Source organism: Pseudomonas sp. GX19020 (genome assembly GCF_023371075.1).
Classification (GTDB): Bacteria; Pseudomonadota; Alphaproteobacteria; order Rhodobacterales; family Rhodobacteraceae; genus Pseudogemmobacter.
The window spans coordinates 84,478-101,555 of sequence record NZ_JAMCCR010000007.1 but is presented as its reverse complement, the minus strand read 5'-3'; the positions used below and the strand labels follow the sequence as shown (position 1 = coordinate 101,555).

The following is a 17,078-nucleotide window of genomic DNA, read 5'->3' as shown; positions in this document are numbered from 1 at the left end:
GGTACCCCCAAAATCGAATCAGCGCAACACCGATTTCGGTGAACGGACCTTATTTGCCGTCTGAAATCGCATGAAGCACATCACATCCACGGCCCTTGCGGCCGGGGCACAGGATACTTGTGCCAAATCCGCGGAGCATTCGCTTCCCGGGATGGGAACGATCACCCTGCAGCCGGCGTTCCGCCCGATCTCGCGGCGTGAGATCATGGCCGCGGTCAATACCTGCGGCCGCGATCTCGGCATTCGGCAAGGGGCGGTTGTTGTCCTGGACGCTCTGCTGAGCTGCCTGCCCTGCCAGGGCGCGGATGGGCGCGAGACTCTCGTGTCCCCTGCCACCCTCCTCACCATCTATGCCAGCAACGACACCCTGTGCTTTCGCGCCAGGGGGCTTACCGACCGACAGTTGCGCCGGCATCTCGAGACGCTGGAAACCGCAGGCCTGATCCGCCGCCGCGACAGCGCCAATGGCAAACGCTTCCCCGTGATGCAGCAGGGCAAACCGATCGGTGCCTTTGGGCTCGACCTCTCCCCCCTCTTCGCGCAATCCGACGCATTGCTCGCGCTTGCCCGGCGGCGCCGCGAAGAAGCGGATGAGCTGCGCGGGCTGCGGGCGCAGATCCTCAGGCTCCGTGCGGCCTGCGCCGAACTGCATCTGGATGAGACGCTCACCGCCTTCCTCGACGGATTGCGCAACCTGGTGCGCCGCACAACGCTTACCCTTTGTGAGGCACGCGCAGCGCTCGCCCGGCTGACCACGGTCTTTTCATCTGATAGCTCGCCTCAGTCAGCACAGGATCCTCAGGCAGGACGGGATGAGACCCGCCTGCCCCCGGATGCCGGTCGCGCGCACCCTGCCTGCCCCTCGGAAAATGCTGTCGACTACGACGGGGCCATGGCTGTAGAGGAAGCACCTGCCCCTACCACACAAGACGCCCGCTTCGCCGCGCTGACCAACCAAACGCCCGCCTCTGACGGACAGATTGTCCGTCACATAGAGCATGAGTCAGATACAAAAAAAAGAAAACGGGAACCTGGACAGATTGCCAGCTGGACAGCTCTGACCGAGGTCAGCACCTTTTACCCCGAACCAGCCACGTCCAGAGACGCCACCCGCATCGCCTTTGAATTCGGAAAGATGCTGAGAATAAGTCAGGACATTCTGGCAAGCGCTGCGAACCGGCTCGGGCTATGGGGGCTTCTGAAGCTCGAAGACCGCATGGCAAAACAGATCGGATCCATCCTCAACCCTGATGCCTATGTCAGGTCCGTCCTGCGGGCCTGAACCCCGCACCCGGATCAGATCGGACAGATAGACCACCCGAAAGGAATCAGATAGGTTCTTTGATTGTTCTCATGCGGGAACATTGCGAGGTGAAATCATGTGCAACCTTTACGCCCAGACCAAAAGCCAGGATGCGATGCGCCAGGTCTTTCGTCACGTGCTGGGCGAAGACGAGGAGCTTATCGATACCACGGGCAATCTCGCGCCTGCTTCCGGTCTCTTTCCCGACTATCCGGCACCGATCATTCGCCACGGTAACGGCCGCAGCTGGACCCTGACCACCGCCCGATGGGGCATGCCGACCCCATCAGTCTATCTGACCGGCAAGCGCACCGATCCGGGCGTCACGAATATCCGCAATGTCGGATCGCCCCATTGGCGCCGCTGGCTCGGAGCAGAACATCGCTGCCTCGTTCCCTTCACCAGCTTCTCCGAACCTGATGGCCGACCGGGAGCACCTCGCAACAGCGCGGTCTGGTTTGCCCTCGGCCAGGACCGGCCGCTTGCCTTCTTCGCCGGCATCCGTACCGAATGGACTTCGGTCAGGAAACTGAAAGAGGGCGAAGTGACCGCGGACCTTTTCGGTTTCCTGACCTGCGAGCCCAATGCCGAGGTTCGGCCCGTGCATCCCAAAGCCATGCCGGTGATCCTGACGCGCCCCGAGGACTGGCGCTGCTGGCTGACCGCGGACACGAATACGGCGCTGAATCTGCAGCGCCCGCTCCCCGACGGACAGCTTCAGATCGTGGCGGAGGGGCACCATGCAGACCCTGCGTAACCGGCTTACATATGAGAGCCATGCGGACCCGCTGCACCTTCTGAACAGCCGCGTTCATGAGGTCGAAGGGCGCGGTCGGATCGGGTTCGCTCTCTTTCAGGCCGCCCGGCTGGCGGGGCCGGTTTTCTGGATCATGCTTGCGCATGACCGGGACAGGCTGTTGCCGGGATCCCTGCCGGAAGGTGTTGCCGGGCGGCTGCATTTCATCGAGGCCCCGGGTGAGACGGATCTGCTCTGGGCCGTTGAAGAGGCTTTGCGGGCGCGACCGGTGTCTCTGGTCATCGCAGCGCCGGAAAAGCCCATCACGCTGACCGCGGGCAGGCGGCTCCAGCTTGCCGCCGAGGCCGGGCACACTACGGGCCTCATGCTGATCCAGGAAGGCAAAGGCAGCAATGCCGCCGAGACGCGCTGGAAATGTGATCCGCTGCCTTCACCTCTGGACTCGACTCGCCATCGCTGGATCCTTAATAAGAACAAAAAGGGAACAACTGTATTCTGTGATGTGAGCTGGAATGGCGCGACGGCTGCTGTCCATCTGGTTCCCCAGGCTCGCGAGCGATGTCAGCCTGAGGATCCGCCCGCTTGACGGGCCTTTTGCGTTGACGCTCAGGGCGTCGAACGCGGAACATCTGCATTGTCTGAACAAGGCCGCCACGGCGGCAGGCCTCCATCCCGGCATGCCGCTCGCCGATGCGCGCGCGGTTTGCCCGGCGCTTTCCACCCGTCCGGCCGATCTGATCCGCGAGGGCAGGGCGCTTGAGGGCCTCCGACGGTGGGCGAGCCGTTACGGACCACATGCAGCGAAAGACGGAACGGATGGGCTGGTCGTCGATGTCTCGGGCGTGCCGCATCTTTTTGGCGGTGAGACAGAGCTGCTTGCCGATCTCGAGGCGCGGTGTGAGCGGACCGGCGTTTGTGCAAAGAGCGCCATAGCCGAAACCCGTGGCGGCGCCTGGGCCCTGGCCCGCCATGGCGGCGGCGTGATCCCGGAAGGCGGGCTCCTGGCCCGGCTCGGGCCGATGCCGGTCAGCGCGCTTCGGATCGACCCTGCAGTTGCCGAAGCTCTGATCCGGCTTGGGCTGCACAGGATCGCTGATCTGACCACCGTTCCCCGGCCGCCCTTGGCGCGGCGGTTCGGCGCGGATCTTCTGCGCCGCCTTGATCAGGCGCTCGGGGCGCAGTCTGAGCCGGTTGCGGCCGGGGCGGAGGCCCCGCATTTCGGGGTGCGGATGACCCTGCCCGATCCGATCGGGCTGACGGCGGATGTCATGGGCGTGCTCGACCGGCTGCTCATCCGGCTTTGCGACAAGCTGGCATTGGCCCGGATGGGCGCGCGCGCGGTCCGGCTGGAGCTGCAGCGCGTGGACCGCTCGGCGGCGGTGGTCGATGTGGGGCTTGCCCGCGCAATGCGCGACCCGGCCCGGATCTCGGCTTTGTTCCTCAAAGGGGTCGATGAGGTCGATTCCGGTTTCGGGATCGACGGGCTGCGCCTCACCGCCACAATGACCGAGCCGCTGGCCCCCGAGCAGATCGGCAATACAGAGGCGCGGGCCGGGGATGAGCTCTCAGATCTGGTCTCCCGGATCGGCAACCGGCTCGGGTTTGATGCCGTGCAGCGCTTCCTGCCCGCCAGCAGCCGCATTCCCGAGCGGAGTTTCGTGGCCGTTCCGGCCGCCTCTGCGCCGCCGGTGCCATTCCCGCAGGGGCGGCGCCCCCGCCGGCCCGTCACCCTCTTTCCGGCAGAACCGCTGACCCAGGTCTCGGGCAACCCGCCCGCGCGGTTCAGCTGGCGCAGGATGGGTTTCACCACATTGCGGGCCCATGGCCCGGAGCGGATCACGCCGGAATGGTGGTGTGACGACCCGGCCTGGCGTTCCGGCGTGCGGGATTACTGGCGGGTAGAAACCAGTGAGGGGCCACGGCTCTGGCTCTTCCGCACGCCGCAATCGGGATCACCGGACTGGTATGCCCAGGGAGTTTTCCTGTGACCGCTTATGCCGAACTTTGCGTGACCTCGAATTTCACCTTCCTGCGCGGGGCGTCTCACCCCGAGGAACTGGTGAAACGCGCGGCCGATCTTGGCCTCACGGCCATCGCCATCACCGACCGCAACTCGGTCGCGGGGGTGGTCCGGGCTTTTTCTGCTCTGAAGGAACTCGCGCGGGTTGCGCAGGAGGCGGGCCAAAGCCAGGCAGGGCAGGAGGCTTCTCTGCCCCGCCTGATCCCCGGGGCGCGTCTCGTGCTGACCGACAGTCCTGTGCAATGGCTCGCGCTGCCAACCGATCTGGTCGCCTGGTCGCGGCTCACACGGCTGTTATCGCTCGGGAAAAGGCGCGCTGAAAAGGGCAGCTGCCATATTGGCCTGGCCGATCTCGAGGAATGGGGCAGGGGGATGATCCTGATCGCCCTGCCGCCCGATCCGCTGGAAGAGAGCGGCTTCGAGCGGGATCTGCTCCGGGTGTCCGCCCGCTTTTCCGGTCAGTGCTTCCTTGGCGCGGCCCCCGTCTATGACGGGCAGGATCAGGAAAGGCTTGATTGTCTGGCCGGGATTTCGCAGGCGACCGGCCTGCCCAAAGTCGCGGTCGGCGATGTGCTGATGCACCGATCAAGCCGGCGCCCTGTCGCTGATGTGCTGACCTGTATCCGCGAGGGCTGCACCATCGACAATATCGGTGACCGGCGCCTTGCCAATGGAGAACATCGCCTGAAATCCGGCGAGGAACTGTCCCGTATCTTCCAGCGCTATCCGGCGGCGCTGCGCCGCACGGTCGAAATTGCCGACCGCTGTACCTTCCGCATGGACCAGCTGCGCTACCGCTATCCTGATGAGACAAAAAACGGCGAGCCCGCCCAGGCCCGTCTTGAGCGGCTGACCCGCGAGGGGCTGGCCTGGCGCTATCCGGACGGCGCGCCCGAAAAAGTCATGTCCGGCATCGAAAAGGAGCTGCGCCTGATCGCCGAGGTGGAATATGCGCCCTATTTCCTGACGGTCTATGATATCGTCAGCTTTGCGCGTTCGAAGGGGATCCTTTGCCAGGGCCGGGGGTCTGCCGCCAATTCCGTGATCTGCTACCTGCTCGGCATCACCGAAGTGCCTCCCGAGAGCATCACCCAGATTTTTGAACGCTTCATTTCGAAAGAACGCGGCGAGCCGCCGGATATCGATGTCGATTTCGAACATGAGCGCCGCGAAGAGGTGATCCAGTGGATCTATAAGCGCTACACCCGCGAATGCGCCGGGCTGACCGCTGTGGTGATCCATTTCCGGGCCCGTGCCGCGATCCGTGAGGTCGGCAAGGTCATGGGGCTGAGCCAGGACGTGATCGCCCGGCTTTCCGGCCAGATCTGGGGCTGGTCGTCAGAAGCCCCCGGCGAGGACCGGCTGCGCGACGCGGGCCTCAGCCCCGAGGACAACCGCGTGGCCCTTGCGGTGAAGCTGATCGCCGAGATCATCGGCTTCCCCCGGCATCTCTCGCAGCATGTCGGTGGCTTCGTCATCACACAAGGAAGACTGGACGAACTCTGCCCGATCGAGAATGCCGCGATGGAGAACCGCACCGTCATCGAATGGGACAAGGATGATATCGACGCGCTCGGGCTGTTGAAGGTCGATGTGCTGGCGCTCGGGATGCTGACCGCGATCCGCAATGCCTTCGGCCTGATCAGTCATCACCGGCAAGAGCAGCTGACGCTCGCGAATATCCCACCCGATGATGCTTCGGTCTACGACATGCTCTGCCGCGCGGATGCGATCGGGGTGTTCCAGGTCGAAAGCCGGGCGCAGCTGAATTTCCTCCCCCGGATGAAGCCGCGGAAATTCTATGACCTCGTCTGCGAGGTGGCCATCGTCCGGCCAGGCCCGATCCAGGGCGGCATGGTCCATCCCTTCATCAACCGCCGCCAGGGCCGTGAGAAGGTTGAAGATCTTTGCCCGGCCATGATGGAGGTGCTGGGCCGCACTTATGGCGTGCCGCTGTTCCAGGAACAGGCGATGCAGATCGCCGTTGTGGCAGCCGGTTTTACCCCGGCCGAGGCCGACCGGCTGCGCCGCTCGCTTGCCACTTTCAGACGGATGGGCACCATCGGCGGCTTCCGCGACCGTTTTATCAACGGCATGGTCGGGCGTGATTATGGCGCGGATTTCGCGGCCCGCTGCTTTGCCCAGATCGAGGGCTTCGGCTCTTACGGTTTCCCCGAAAGCCATGCGGCCAGCTTTGCGCGGCTGGTTTATATTTCGGCCTGGCTCAAGCGTCACCATCAGGCGATCTTCACCTGCGCGCTGCTGAATGCCCAGCCGATGGGATTCTACGCACCGGCCCAGCTGGTGCGCGATGCGCGCGACCACGGTGTCGAGGTGCGCCCCGTTTCGGTGAACGAGTCCATCTGGGAGTGCACCATCGAGCCCCGGGCCGATGGATCGCACGCATTGCGGCTTGGATTTTGTCAGGTGAAGGGGATGCGCGAAGAGGATGCGGAATGGATCAAGGCCGCGCGTGGCAATGGCTATCCCGATGTCGAAAGCGTCTGGCGGCGCGCAGGGCTCAGGCCCGACGCGCTGGACCGGCTGGCAGAAGCCGATGGTTTCGCAGGACTTGGTCTCTCGCGGCGCGATGCCCTCTGGCAGACGAAAGCGCTGAAGGCGCCAAAGCCGCTGCCGCTGTTCGGTCTCGATGGGGAAGGCGGGCAGGAGCCGGTGGCGCATCTGCCCCGGATGACGCTCGGCCAGGAGGTGATCGAGGATTATCTGTCCCTGCGCCTCAGCCTGCGGGCGCATCCTCTGGAACTCCTGCGACCCAATCTGCCCGAAAGCCTGCCGGCGGCTTCGCTCCTGCACGCGACAGGCCGCATCCGGCTCACAGGCCTGGTCATCACCCGCCAGCGCCCGGGCACCGCCTCGGGCGTGGTCTTTCTTACCCTTGAGGACGAGACCGGCACTGCGAATGTCGTGGTCTGGAAGAAGATCTATGACACCTTCCGCCCCGCCGTGGTGGCAGGGCGGCTGTTGCGGGTGACGGGGCGGATCGAGCGTGACGGGCAGGTCACCCATCTGATCGCGGAAGCAATCGAGGACCTGTCAGCGCGGCTTTCAACCATCGGGCATCAGCTGCGGATCGGGGCTGAAACCGAGAGGGCAGGGGAGACCGTCAGACCGACGCGGACAGCGGGCAGGGCGCGGCACCCCAGAGAGCAGGCGAAGAAGCTGTTCCCGAGCCGGGATTTTCACTGAGGGACGGGGCTGATACCCGCCCCTTTTGAACCGGGGTTTCGCAGCCCGTATCGCAAACCGGCCTGTAATGCCTTTTGCACCAGGCTGTCTTCCGTCGATGCGGGCGGATCGGATATGGAACATGCGGCGAGCCACCGGGGTCGGGAAGAGCCGGATCCCTGCTGCGATGAGCTGATCGCGGGATCTGCCTTCAGGGATCAGGGCTCAGCGCCCGCCCCCGTGCGGCGAGTTCGAGGGCATTGCGTACCCCCATCTTGCTCAGCACCTTTTCGCGATGCGCCTCGACCGTGCGGATCGCTATCCCAAGCTGATCGGCAATCTGCTTGTTCATCGCGCCGGTCAGCATCAGGTCCATCACCTCGGCCTCGCGCTGCGACAGCGAGGCGCGGCGATGGTCGAAATCGCGCCGATGCGCCGCCTGGGTCTGTGCGGCCAGGCCGGCGGCAATCGCGCGCAAAGCGAGATCAACGATGTGATTGTCATTGAAGGGTTTTTCAACAAAATCAAAGGCCCCGGCCTTCAGGGTCCGAACCGCGATCGGTACATCGGCATGGCCGGTCAGAAAGATCACCGGCACCACCGAGCCCATGGAACGCAGCCGTTCATAGACCTCTGGCCCCGACAGGCCCCCCATGCGGACATCCATGATGATGCAGGTCATATCCTCCAGCGGCTGCGCGGCGAGAAAATCCTCGCCCGAGGCCCAGAGCCGGGTTTCGATATCGCGCGAGGCCAGCAAAAAGGCCAGCGCGTCGCGGATCGCCTCTTCATCGTCAACGATGTCAACCAGTCCGGTCATGCATCCCCCCTGCTCTCCTCAGCTTTTCCCTCGTCTTCCCCGGATCTCATGGCCGGCAAGGCGACCGTGAACACCGTTCCTCCGTCCCGCGCTTCGCGCCAGGTCAGGCTGCCGCCATGCAGTTCTATGATCGAGCGGCAGATTTTCAGACCCATTCCCATACCCTGCGGCTTGGTGGTGGCAAAGGCTTCGAAAATGCTTTCGCGCAGATCGGCAGAAATGCCGGCGCCGCAATCGTCGACCTCAAGCACCACTTTGCCTGGCTCTTCCGACAGCCGGACGGTGACCGTATCGCCATGGCGGGTCTCGGCCATGGCTTCCATACCGTTGCGGATCAGATTGATCAGCACCTGTTCCAGCAGGATACGGTCAGCGGCCACCGCATGTCTGGCCGCGCCGTCGCGCAGAAGCCTGACCCGGTGTTCGCGCGCATCGGCCTGCAAAAAGCCCAGCGTTTCATCGACCACTGCGCTCAGATCAAGCGGCTGGAAATGCGGCTCGCGCTTTTTCACCAGATCCTGGATCCGCCGGATGATCTGACCGGCGCGGTCGGCCTGACGGGCCAGTTTTTCCGTGGCGGTTCTGAGCACCTGAGGATCGGCCTTCTGGCGTTCCATCAGGTTCAGCATCCCCGCCGCATAAGAGGCGATGGCGGCCAGCGGCTGGTTCAGCTCATGCGCCAGCGTCGAGGCCATTTCGCCCAATGTCACCAGCCGGCCGGTCCGCGCTAGGGTCTCATCCTGCAGCCGGGTGCGCCGGGCCGCGCGGCGGGCTTCGGTAATATCGATCACCGAGCCCATCCAGCCGCGATGCGCGCCCATCGCGTCGATCAGCGGTGCCTCATAGACTTCGATGTCAATCTCGCGCCCGTCGCGTGCGACAAAACGGGTCTCGAAGCGCTGGCTGACCGCGCCGCCGGCGGCAAGCTGGCTATGGCGCTCCTGCGTTTCGGTCAGGATCGAGGGGTCCCAATAGGGCATTGGTGGCTGATGCCCTATCAGCTCCTCCGCCTCCCAGCCGACCAGATTGCAAAAGGCCGGATTGACGAACAGGATCCGGCCCTCATGGTCCTTGGCGCGCAGACCCACGGTCAGGCTTTCCTCCATCGACCGGCGAAAGGCGGTTTCACTCCAGAGCCGCATCTCGGTCTCGCGGCGCCGTTTCGACGAGCGGTAGAGCACGCCAAGCGCCAGCACCGCAAAGGCCGCAAGGGCGGCAATGGCGCCGAAAAGCGCGGTGGCGCGAAAGGCTCCGGGCGCGGTATAGGCGCTGATATGCAGCCAGGTTCCCCGCAGCGGCGGGTCGAAGCTGATGATATGTTTCGGATTTTGAGGGTCTGTTTCAATGCGCTGGCGGCTGGCCAGAACATTGCCGGACAGATCGACCAGCATGACGCCATATTGTTCGGCAATCCACCAGGGCAGATGGCGCTCGAGCACGCGGGGCAGGGAAAGCGTCGCGGTCACCACGCCCTGGCGCTCGGCCAGCGGCACGCCGATGGTCACCAGACCGTCGCGCCCGACCGTGCCGTAAACCGGGCGGATCACCCCTGCGGGGCTGGCAAGGATCCGCCCGACCAGCGCGTCATCCGCCTCCGAGCCGATGGGGGGCACTGCTGATCCGGGCGCGCCATCGGCATCATACCACAGGATCGAAACCACTTCGGGATTTGACATGATATGGCTGCGCGCCCTTGCGGCGATCACCTGATCCGACACGCCGCCGGCATGATCCAGCGCCAGCCGGACCAGCATATCCTCATCCACACCCAGCTGGAATCGCAGGGTCTGCTCGACCCAGAGCGCATCGGTCGCCAGTTTGTCGCGGGCTTTCCCGACATCGTCGCGGGCCACCAGCCAGACCAGCGCCCAGACCATACCAACCAGCGCGATGATCGCCAGCAGCGGCACGAGGGACAAAAGATCCACACGCCTGCGCGGCGGATGCGCGATCTCCAGCGCCCAGGAGCCGCCACGCGGGGCCGCCCGCCCGGCCTGATCGGTAGAACCGGGCCGGGCGCGGGCATTCAAAGGCGCAGCCTCAGTCATTGACGGGTCCGTGACCGCATCGCCTCACCCTTTGCTCCTGTTGCCGGGATCCTGTGTTGCCATATCTGTTTGCCCCCGCGCCCCATACGCAACTTTCTTGCCTTATTGCGGGAATCCACAATAGCGAAACCGTGATCACGCTGGCAAGGAAGCAAACGGAAATCCCACGGCAGGAGGGCGGTGGGATCTGAGGAGGATATCATGATCACTCGTCGTTCACTTGCCACTCTGGCCGGCGCTGCTGCTCTCGCCCTGTCCGCGGCCTTCCCGGCCCTGGCCCAGTCTGTCACCATCAAATTCAGCCATGTGGTTGCCCCCGACACGCCCAAGGGCAAAGGGGCCCAGAAATTCAAGGAACTGGCCGAGAAATACACCGAAGGCGCGGTGCTGGTCGAAGTCTACCCCAACAGCCAGCTTTACAAAGACAAGGAAGAGCTGGAGGCGCTGCAGCTTGGCGCCGTACAGATGCTCGCGCCCTCGCTTGCGAAATTCGGCCCATTGGGCGTGCAGCAGTTCGAGCTGTTCGATCTGCCCTATCTGATGGCGGATTACGACGATCTGCGGAAGATCACCGATGGCGAGATCGGCCAGGAACTTCTGGGCCTCCTCGATCCTAAGGGCATCAAAGGACTGGCCTATTGGGATAATGGTTTCAAGATCATGTCCGCAAATTCGCGGATCGAAAGCACCGATGATTTCCTCGGTCTGAAGATGCGCATTCAGTCTTCGAAGATCCTTGAGGCGCAGATGCTGGCGCTGGATGCGGTGCCGCAGGTGCTGCCTTTCTCCGAGGTCTATCAGGCGTTGCAGACCGGTGTGGTCGACGGCACTGAAAACCCGCCCTCGAATATGTTCACCCAGAAGATGCATGAAGTGCAAAAGCATGCAACGCTCTCGAACCATGGCTATCTCGGCTATGCGGTCATCGTGAACAAGGCCTTCTGGGACGGTCTGGATCCCGCGATCCGCGAGCAGCTGGACCGCGCGATGGAAGAATCGACCATCTATGCCAATTCCATCGCCCGCGAAGAGAATGAATGGGCGATGGCCGAAATGGTGAAGGCCGGCTACACCACCTTTCATGAGCTGACCGAAGACGAGCGCGCCGAATGGATCGCGCGGTTGCGTCCGGTTCATGACGAGATGGCGTCCCGGATCGGCGCCGATCTGATTGCCAAAGCGCATGGCGTTCTCGGCATCGAATAATCCCGTCTGACAGATCTCCCTGCATGAACCCGGGGGCGCGGTCTCTTCGCGCCCCTTTTTTGGTCCCCTGACACGAGGTTTTGCCATGTTTCTGCGCATCCTCGACCGTTTCGAGGAGGTCCTGATCTCGGTGCTGATGGCAGCCGCCGTGATCCTGATCTTTGTTGCGGTCTTCCATCGCTTTTCGATCGGCTATGCCGCCGATCTGGTGCGCTATGCGCGTGCCAATGATATGCCCGAACTGCAAGCCTGGGCGCGTTCGGTCTATTCCTCGATCAACTCGATCAAGCTGACCTGGGCCCAGGAAGCCTGTATCTATCTCTTTGTCTGGATGGCGAAATTCGGGGCCGCCTATGGCGTGCGGATCGGCATCCATGTCGGCGTCGATATGGTTGTGCTGAAGCTTGATGCCAAATGGCAGCGGATCGTGACGATCATTGCCATGTCGGGCGGCATCCTGTTCACCGCGATCCTTGTCTGGATCGGCTCGACCTTTGTCTACCATGTGGGTGTCGGCGGCCAGATCTCGGCCGACCTCGAAATGCCGATGTGGATCGTCTATCTCGCGGTGCCGCTCGGCTCGGCGCTGATGTGTTTCCGCTTCATCCAGGCGCTGCATCTCTATGTTACCACCGGCCAGATCGTGCATCACGAGCATGGTCATGTCGACGGCATGGATGACGCGCCGGCACCTGCCAATGGAGGTGCCGCGAAATGACCGCACTTATCATCTTTGCCATTCTGACCGTGCTGCTGGCGACCTCGATGCCGGTGTCTATCGCGCTTGGTCTGACGGTGTTCAGCTTCCTCTATTTCTTCACCTCGATCCCGATGGACAGCATCGCGCTGAAGCTGTTCACCGGCATTGAGAAATTCGAGATCATGGCGATCCCCTTCTTCATCCTGGCGGGGAACTTCCTGACCCATGGCGGGGTGGCGAAGCGAATGATCGCCTTTGCCACCTCGATGGTCGGGCACTGGCATGGCGGCATGGGTCTTGCGGCCGTGGTGGCCTGCGCGCTTTTCGCGGCGATTTCGGGGTCAAGCCCGGCGACCGTGATGGCAGTGGGTTCGATCATGATCCCGGCCATGGTGAAAATGGGCTATCCGCCGCAATTCGCGGTTGGTCCGGTGGCGGCGGCCGGGGGGCTTGGGATCCTGATCCCGCCGTCCATCGTCATGGTGATGTATGCGGTGGCCACATCGGGGATGATGGCGACCGGGCCGGATGGCGAGGTCGTCTTCTCGCCCTCGATCGGGCAGATCTTCATCGCGGGCGTGGTGCCCGGGCTGATCCTGGCTGCGATGTATGCGGCCACCACCGTCTGGCGCGCCTGGAAGAACGGCTATCCGCGGCTGCCGCGTGCCGGCTGGGGAGAGCGCTTTGCCGCGTTTCGCAAGTCGATCTGGGGTCTTTTGCTGATCGTCATCATCATGGGCGGCATCTATGGAGGTATCTTCACCCCCACCGAAGCCGCAGCGGTCTCGGCCGTCTATGCCTTCGTCATCGCGGTCTTTGTCTATAAGGATATCCGGATGCGCGATGTGCCGAAGGTGCTGCTGACCTCGGCAGCGATGTCGGCGATGCTGCTTTACATCATCACCAATGCCGTGATGTTCGCCTTCATCCTGACCTCCGAGCAGATCCCGCAGCATATGTCGGACTGGATCGTCAGCCTGGGCTTTGGCAAGATCGGCTTCCTCCTGATGGTCAATATCATGCTGCTGGTGATCGGCATGGTGATGGAGCCCTCGGCGATCATCCTGATCATGGCGCCGATCCTCTATCCGATTGCGGTAAAGCTGGGGATCGATCCGGTCCATTTCGGCATCATTCTGATCGTCAATATGGAGATCGGTCTGGCGACACCGCCTGTCGGGCTGAACCTTTATGTCGGATCGGCGATCTCGAAACTGGGCCTGACCGAGGTTTCGAAATCGGTGGTGCCCTGGCTGCTGACCGCGCTCGTTTTCCTGATGATGATCACTTACATCCCGGAAATAACGCTGTTCCTGCCACGTCTGATGGGGATGTAGCGACGATCTCCGGCAGATTCTGTCTGTGACCTGAAATCCCGCGGCCTGCCCTGAGCAGGTCGCGGGATTTGCATATCTACCCCGGCGCATCGCCCTCATATGAAGCCAGCGATGTTTCCGCAATCATCATGCCACGACGCGCCGAGATCATCATCGCCCGCGTCAGATGCGGCCGCAGCTGATCAAGCAGCACGACATGTTCGGGCTGATGCGGGCCGTTGTCATAGGCGTGGTCGATTGTCATCACCGCAAGCTCCTGCGTCAGCAAAGGCGCCACGGTGCCAACCTGCCAGCCCAGCCCGAAGCTGCGCAGCGCGCGCTGCTGGCAGTCTTGGCCCAGATCCCCGACCGGCAGAAAATCGATATCGCGCAGGAAGCCGAAATGGTTTTTCGCCAGCGCCCGGGCGGGCCGGCTGTTCGCGCCGGTGCCGCCGCTTGCATAAGCCGCCATCGCGGCTGCGACCTTGTCGGATGCAACAAAGCGGGGCGGGGCCGCAGGCGCGCCGGCAAAGATGACGCCGCCCTCGGATCCCGTCCGCAGCGCCAGCTGCTCCAGAACATCTGTCCAGACCGAAGGGACGAAAGCGGCTTCATAAATGCGGTCAATCAGACGCGATAAACGCATGTCCTTTCCCCGGACTTCTGCGCTTTTCGCAGTGAACAGAACTCGCTCAGATGTGTCAAATTCGTTCTGACAGGGCCGTCTTTACCTGGCTGGCAGCCAAGCCTGTCGAGATCCGCAGATCGCAGATACCGGCGAGATCAGTCTGCCGCCCGGCCCATCCCGGCCAGATACCATTCGACAAAGCGGCGCTGGCGCCCCTCCATCACGGCCAGCGGGCCGGGCTGGTAATAGCGCGAATTGACGCCTTTCTGGTTGTCCTCGGTGATGCGCTTATCTGCCTCGGAGGTCACGACCCACATCCAGGACAGCGCCTCGGGATCGTAGTCGCGCCCGGCCTCGGCCTCGCCATGCACCAGCCAGAGGATCTCCATCTCGCATTCGCTCACGCCATGGGGGATGAACCGGTAGATCACCGTATGATCGGGATAGGACAGGCTGTAGCTGACCGGCCCCATATTCAGATACGTGGTGCCGCCGTCATAGCGCGTGAACTGGCCCATCAGCGGCGCGACCGGCTCTCCGCCCGCACTGCCGCTGCGCGCACCGTCAAGCAGGGCAAAGCGCTTGCACCAGACCGGTTCGCGGTCTTCCCCGGCTGCAATGCCCCAAAGATCCGTCTCGGGCAGATCAAGGCCCTGGGCCGCCGCCTCGGCCTGCATCGCGGCAAAAAGATCGGCGACCTTTTCGGGCGACTGATCATTGGAATGGATCTCGCTGAATTCGGGATGCGAGGGGCCGCAATGATAGCATTCCAGATAATTCTCGACCGCGAGCTTCCAGTTTGCCGCGATGCGCCAGCTTTTGCGCAGAGCCACTTTCGCGGTCTCCCATCCATAGGCGCGGGCGACGGTGGTGATCACCTCCTGCGCCGCAGAAAAATCCGGCGGCTGATCGGCGAAGGTGAAGAAAATCAGCCCGCCGGCGATCCTGACCTGCAATTGCCGCAGCCCATGATCCTCGCGCCCGAATTCCGGGCCCATATCGCGCGCCGCGCGGAGCGAGCCGTCCAGATGATAGGCCCAGGCGTGATAGGGGCAGATGAACAGCCGCGTATTGCCAGAACGTTCCAGACAGACGCGCGATCCGCGATGACGGCAGACATTGGCCAGCGCGCGGATCTCATTGTCGCGGCCCCTGACCAGGATCACCGACTCCCCCGCGAATTCGACGGTGAAGAAATCGCCTGGGGCGGCCAGGCTGCTGACATGACCGGCGCAAATCCAATGACGGAACAGGAAGCGTTCCAGATCCTCGGCATAGATCGCGGGATCGGTGTAAAACGGCTGCAAAGGCGAGCGCCCCGGCGGCTGCAGTGCCAGGAGCTTTTCGATCCGGGAACCGATGGTGGTGGTGGCAAGCGGGCTGATTTCGGTCATCGCGGTCATTCCTCGCGAAGAGGGTGAAGGGGGATGCAGGCGGGTGGGGCAATCAGAACAGACGGAACTTTTTATCCTTCGCGACGGTGTCTGTTCCGACGCATCGGGCCGCGCCTCGCGCAAATAATGGCTGTTACGCCTCAGATTAACGCGCTGTGCCATTGTTTCCTATCAGCAGATCCGCGCATTCTCGATCAGTACAGATTGAAAGATCCCAGCTGATGACCAGGTATGAGAAAGTGGCCGGGATGATCACCGCGCGCATCGGTTCGGGCGCTTTGCGGCCAGGGGATCGCCTGCCTTCGGTGCGGCAGATGAGCCGGATCACCGGATTCAGCGCGGTCACAGTGCTGCATGGCTATGAGCTTCTGGAAAGTCGCGGCCTGTGCCGGGCGCAGCCGCGCTCGGGCTATTTCGTCACAGCCGTTCCGCCCGCGCCTGATACCCCGCCCGATCCGGCCCCTGACGACAGGGCAGAGGATCTGCACAGCCAGCTCCTGCGTCCGCAGCAGGATCGCCGGTTCGAGACCTTCGGCGCCATGTGGATCTGCGACGATCTGATCCCGCGCGCTCAGGCCGACCGCATCATGCGCCAGTCACTGCGCACCGGCAGCCGCCGCCTTGCCGAGGGGCTGGAACCCGATGGCGATCTGCGGATGCGCGAGGAGATCTGCCGCCATATCGCCAGGCGCGGCACCTTTGCCCAGCCAGGCGAGATCCTTATCACCGGCTCGGCGATCCAGGCCTGCAATCTCTGTCTCGACAGCTTTACCCGGCCGGGTGATACCGTGCTGGTCGAAAGCCCCGGCTATTTCCCACTGTTGGCCACGCTGCGGCGGCGCGATCTGAAGGTGATTGAAATCACCCCCGATCCGCTGCGCGGCCTTGACCCGGAGGAGTTTGCCCGGCTGCTGGCGGCGCATCCGGTGCGCGCAGCGATCCTGACAGTGACCAACCACTTTCCGACCGGTGTCACCTGCCCGCCAGAGGTGATGGAGCGGCTTGTCGCCATCGCCGCGCGGCATGGCACCGTGATCATCGAGAATGATATGTTCGGCGACCTTGGCTACCGGCCGGGTCCGCGCGTCACGCTGCGGCATTTCGATCAGGGCGCCACGGTGGTGCAGATCGGCAGTTTCGAATTCACCCTGCCGCCGGAATATGGCTATGGCTGGGTGGTGGGGGGGCTGCACAAGCGCGACCTGCTGGTCACCCATTACATGAACGGGCACCGCCTGCGCGATGGTTTCGTGCAATGGGGCATCGCGCGCTATCTCTCGGGGCGCAGCTATGACCGCCAGCTGCGTAACCTCAACCGCACGCTCGCGCGCCGGATGCAGGAGGGCCGTGCGATCCTGACTGAAGCCCTGGGCGGGCGGGGCGCGCTTTCCGATCCGGCGGGTGGCTTCACCTGCTGGCTGAGCCTGCCCGCGCCGCTGGACCAGGGCGTGCTTTTGCGCGAAGCGGGCATGGCCCGGACCAGTTTTCTGCCCGGTACGATCTTCGCGCCCGCAATGCCCGATGCCGGGGGCAATTTCGCTGCGGCGCTGGCGCTGAATTTCTCATTCCGCTGGACCCAGGAGACCAGCGCCAGGCTGCGCCATCTCGCGTCGCTTTTATCTGCCCGCTGACACCGCGTAGTTTTGGTGTCGCGGAGCGGTCTTCAGGGGGGCCGCGAAGCGCAACCGCCTCGCGGCAAG

Annotated in this window: 13 protein-coding genes; 9 read left to right on the top strand and 4 right to left on the bottom strand. The window is 63.5% G+C overall.

The window, feature by feature from the left end; all coding sequences use genetic code 11:
• Positions 1 to 151: 151 nt before the first annotated feature.
• The 5 genes from M3484_RS13065 to M3484_RS13045 all read left to right on the top strand — a co-directional run bounded on the left by M3484_RS13065 (position 152) and on the right by M3484_RS13045 (position 7,287).
• Positions 152 to 1,282: a helix-turn-helix domain-containing protein gene (locus M3484_RS13065; protein ID WP_249497211.1), complete on the top strand. Its 1,131-nt coding sequence runs from the start codon at positions 152 to 154 to the stop codon at positions 1,280 to 1,282.
• Positions 1,283 to 1,379: 97 nt separating this feature from the next.
• A complete protein-coding gene (locus M3484_RS13060) occupies positions 1,380 to 2,060 on the top strand; it encodes an SOS response-associated peptidase (RefSeq protein WP_249497210.1) in 681 nt (226 codons plus the stop codon).
• Positions 2,044 to 2,646 (top strand): ImuA family protein, encoded by a 603-nt coding sequence (locus M3484_RS13055; protein WP_249497209.1) that lies wholly within the window; start codon positions 2,044 to 2,046, stop codon positions 2,644 to 2,646. Before M3484_RS13060 ends, M3484_RS13055 begins: the two co-directional genes overlap by 17 nt.
• Entirely contained in the window at positions 2,573 to 4,048 is a 1,476-nt protein-coding gene (locus M3484_RS13050; RefSeq protein WP_249497208.1) for a Y-family DNA polymerase, read from the top strand. Before M3484_RS13055 ends, M3484_RS13050 begins: the two co-directional genes overlap by 74 nt.
• Positions 4,045 to 7,287: an error-prone DNA polymerase gene (locus M3484_RS13045; RefSeq protein WP_249497207.1), complete on the top strand. Its 3,243-nt coding sequence runs from the start codon at positions 4,045 to 4,047 to the stop codon at positions 7,285 to 7,287. The genes M3484_RS13050 and M3484_RS13045 overlap by 4 nt, the downstream gene beginning before the upstream one ends.
• A gap of 190 nt (positions 7,288 to 7,477) precedes the next feature.
• Here M3484_RS13045 and M3484_RS13040 read toward each other — a convergent pair whose 3' ends face one another.
• Complete coding sequence (locus tag M3484_RS13040; protein WP_092904773.1) at positions 7,478 to 8,086, bottom strand: response regulator transcription factor; 609 nt, start codon at positions 8,084 to 8,086, stop codon at positions 7,478 to 7,480.
• Complete coding sequence (locus M3484_RS13035) at positions 8,083 to 10,134, bottom strand: PAS domain S-box protein (RefSeq protein ID WP_249497206.1); 2,052 nt, start codon at positions 10,132 to 10,134, stop codon at positions 8,083 to 8,085. Before M3484_RS13035 ends, M3484_RS13040 begins: the two co-directional genes overlap by 4 nt.
• A gap of 201 nt (positions 10,135 to 10,335) precedes the next feature.
• Between M3484_RS13035 and M3484_RS13030 the strand changes: the two genes are divergently transcribed.
• The 3 genes from M3484_RS13030 to M3484_RS13020 all read left to right on the top strand — a co-directional run bounded on the left by M3484_RS13030 (position 10,336) and on the right by M3484_RS13020 (position 13,377).
• Positions 10,336 to 11,340 (top strand): TRAP transporter substrate-binding protein, encoded by a 1,005-nt coding sequence (locus tag M3484_RS13030; RefSeq protein ID WP_092904826.1) that lies wholly within the window; start codon positions 10,336 to 10,338, stop codon positions 11,338 to 11,340.
• Positions 11,341 to 11,425: 85 nt separating this feature from the next.
• On the top strand, positions 11,426 to 12,058 hold the full coding sequence (locus tag M3484_RS13025; protein WP_092904777.1) for a TRAP transporter small permease: 633 nt from the start codon (positions 11,426 to 11,428) through the stop codon (positions 12,056 to 12,058).
• Entirely contained in the window at positions 12,055 to 13,377 is a 1,323-nt protein-coding gene (locus M3484_RS13020; protein ID WP_092904779.1) for a TRAP transporter large permease, read from the top strand. Before M3484_RS13025 ends, M3484_RS13020 begins: the two co-directional genes overlap by 4 nt.
• 76 nt (positions 13,378 to 13,453) lie before the next feature.
• Here the strand turns inward: M3484_RS13020 and M3484_RS13015 are convergent, their stop codons facing one another.
• Both M3484_RS13015 and M3484_RS13010 read right to left on the bottom strand, forming a co-directional pair.
• Positions 13,454 to 14,002 (bottom strand): hypothetical protein, encoded by a 549-nt coding sequence (locus M3484_RS13015; RefSeq protein ID WP_249497205.1) that lies wholly within the window; start codon positions 14,000 to 14,002, stop codon positions 13,454 to 13,456.
• Positions 14,003 to 14,139: 137 nt separating this feature from the next.
• Positions 14,140 to 15,378, bottom strand: coding sequence for an aromatic ring-hydroxylating oxygenase subunit alpha (locus M3484_RS13010; RefSeq protein WP_249497204.1), 1,239 nt, complete (start codon positions 15,376 to 15,378; stop codon positions 14,140 to 14,142).
• 221 nt (positions 15,379 to 15,599) lie between these two features.
• Here M3484_RS13010 and M3484_RS13005 point away from each other — a divergent pair, with 221 nt between their 5' ends.
• Positions 15,600 to 17,009, top strand: coding sequence for an aminotransferase-like domain-containing protein (locus M3484_RS13005; protein ID WP_249497203.1), 1,410 nt, complete (start codon positions 15,600 to 15,602; stop codon positions 17,007 to 17,009).
• Positions 17,010 to 17,078 lie beyond the last annotated feature (69 nt).